Source organism: Streptomyces sp. NPDC007162, assembly GCF_040634175.1.
Classification (GTDB): Bacteria; Actinomycetota; Actinomycetes; order Streptomycetales; family Streptomycetaceae; genus Streptomyces.
Map to the genome: position 1 here is coordinate 1 of NZ_JBEYFC010001055.1, position 1,126 is coordinate 1,126.

The 1,126-nt window shown below is 67.1% G+C and carries 2 protein-coding genes; both read right to left on the bottom strand.

Annotated elements, in window-relative coordinates; all coding sequences use genetic code 11:
- Window positions 1-205: 205 nt before the first annotated feature.
- Window positions 206-589 (bottom strand): hypothetical protein, encoded by a 384-nt coding sequence (locus ABZ646_RS47105; RefSeq protein WP_360534060.1) that lies wholly within the window; start codon window positions 587-589, stop codon window positions 206-208.
- A 129-nt stretch (window positions 590-718) separates the two neighbouring features.
- Window positions 719-967, bottom strand: a complete 249-nt coding sequence (locus ABZ646_RS47110; RefSeq protein WP_360534063.1) for a hypothetical protein — start codon at window positions 965-967, stop codon at window positions 719-721.
- Between the last annotated feature and the right edge of the window lie 159 nt (window positions 968-1,126).

Sequence of the window (1,126 nt, forward strand, 5' to 3'; positions counted from 1 at the left end):
AACCGTCCCGGTGCTGTGCCGCCAGGGCGACCTGCGCTATCCGGACGACGCCACCGCCCTCGGCCGGATCGTCCGGGCCGGGTACGGGGTGGTGCGGCGAGGGACGGATCGCGTCCGGACAAGCCGGGCATGTCAGGCTCTACGCCGTGGCTCTGGCACTACTGCACCGGCGCGGCAGTCCAGCCACACGGCCGTGGAAGGGGTCTCAGCACTGCGGCAGAACCTGCTGGTCGTGCTGCCAACCCCAAAGGTCCAGGTTGACGTCGCTCACGTAAACACCCCGGTTCCCGGTGTCATCGTCGGTCCAGAGCCACACGTTGTCCGTGTGGCCGTTGTTGGAGTAGGTGGCGCCGTACGTCCAGCAGTAGAAGTAGCTGGTGCCGCGGTACAGGGTTCCCGCATGGGACGAGGTGTTCGCGTCCGGGCTCCAGTGGGTCCACTGGTCGATGACGGTCGTGAGGTTGTACGTGGACGCCGAGGCCGGCGAACGGGGCACCTGTGGGGCGGCCAGAGCTTGCGGGGCGGTGACCATGAGCCCCGCCGTCGCCAGGGCCGCGAGCATGGCCGATGTGAGGAAACGAGGACGCATCTTGCTTCTCCTTCATTCGTGTCGCAACGCAAAGCGCGGTAGCGGCAGTTGGTTTTCTCCATGGAGCTGCTCACACGTGGACGCGGTGCGGGCGCCCGTTCAGCAACGGGCTTCGGGCGGCAGGCCCCGCTACTGGCCCCCGTCGAAGTAGAGAGCGCTGACGTAGCCATCGGCAAAGACGATCCAGATGTTGCTGCTGAGCCCGTGATCGGACACCGTCTCGACATAACCGGGCGTGACGGCCGCCGACAGCGCCGCGGCCGATGGCCCGGCGGCGTCTGCCTGCTCGGCGTGGCAGAGACCTGGGGTGACGTTGAGCAGACCGACGGCGGCAACGAGTCCGGCGAGGCACCTGCCCACAGTACGTTTGATCATCATTCACCTTTCAAGCAGGCGAACTGATTTGTCCACATGGTGAGTTCGCGGCACAGTGGCTCATGGCGCTCCTTGCCGCAATGGCCGGCCCTTGTGCAGCGCTGTTGATGACCGTAGGAGCAAGCCGCGGCCCGCAGGTCCGGTCCGCGCAGCGGGCCGTCC

What these genes read in the sequence shown, in the direction of transcription:
- ABZ646_RS47105 (WP_360534060.1), bottom strand. Translation starts at nt 589, where the DNA reads ATGCGTCCTCGTTTCCTCACATCGGCCATGCTCGCGGCCCTGGCGACG.
- ABZ646_RS47110 (WP_360534063.1), bottom strand. Translation starts at nt 967, where the DNA reads ATGATGATCAAACGTACTGTGGGCAGGTGCCTCGCCGGACTCGTTGCC.